Here is a 578-nt window from a genome sequence, read left to right as displayed (position 1 = left end):
CGCGGTGCTGCTGGCCGCCGACCCGGACACCCGACTGGCCGCGTTGCGCGCCCTGGCCGCCGGGGAGAGCCACCCCGCCGTGCACCGGGACGTCGCCGCGTCCGGCGGCACGCTCGCGGTGCTCTTCTCCGGGCAGGGCGCCCAGCACGCCGGCATGGGCCGGGCGCTCTACCAGGCGCTGCCCGCCTTCGCCGAGACGCTCGACGAGGCCTGCCAGCACCTCGACGCGCACCTGCCCCGGCCGCTCAAGAGCGTGCTGTTCGCGCCCGAGGGCAGCGCCGAGGCCGCGCTGCTGGACCAGACCGCCTTCACCCAGGCCGGGCTCTTCGCCGTCGAGGTGGCGCTGCACCGGCAGCTCACCGACTGGGGGGTGCGTCCCGACCTGGTCGCCGGGCACTCGGTCGGCGAGATCACCGCCGCGTACGTCGCCGGGGTGTTCACCCTGGCCGACGCGTGCACGCTCGTCGGCCAGCGCGGCCGGCTCATGCAGGCGCTGCCGGCCGGCGGGGGCATGCTGGCCGTCGCCGCCGGCGAGACCGAGGTGGCCGACGCGCTCACCGGCCACGCCGACCGGGCCG

1 protein-coding gene is annotated in these 578 nt (G+C 78.0%); it reads left to right on the top strand.

Annotation, left to right across the window (positions count from 1 at the left end):
• On the top strand, positions 1-578 hold a 578-nt coding region (locus tag HUW36_RS33935; protein ID WP_174531710.1), incomplete at both ends, for an acyltransferase domain-containing protein.

Origin of the sequence: Micromonospora maritima (assembly GCF_902825405.1) — a bacterium.
GTDB classification, from domain to species: domain Bacteria; phylum Actinomycetota; class Actinomycetes; order Mycobacteriales; family Micromonosporaceae; genus Micromonospora; species Micromonospora maritima.
This window is presented reverse-complemented; position numbering and strand designations above follow the sequence as displayed.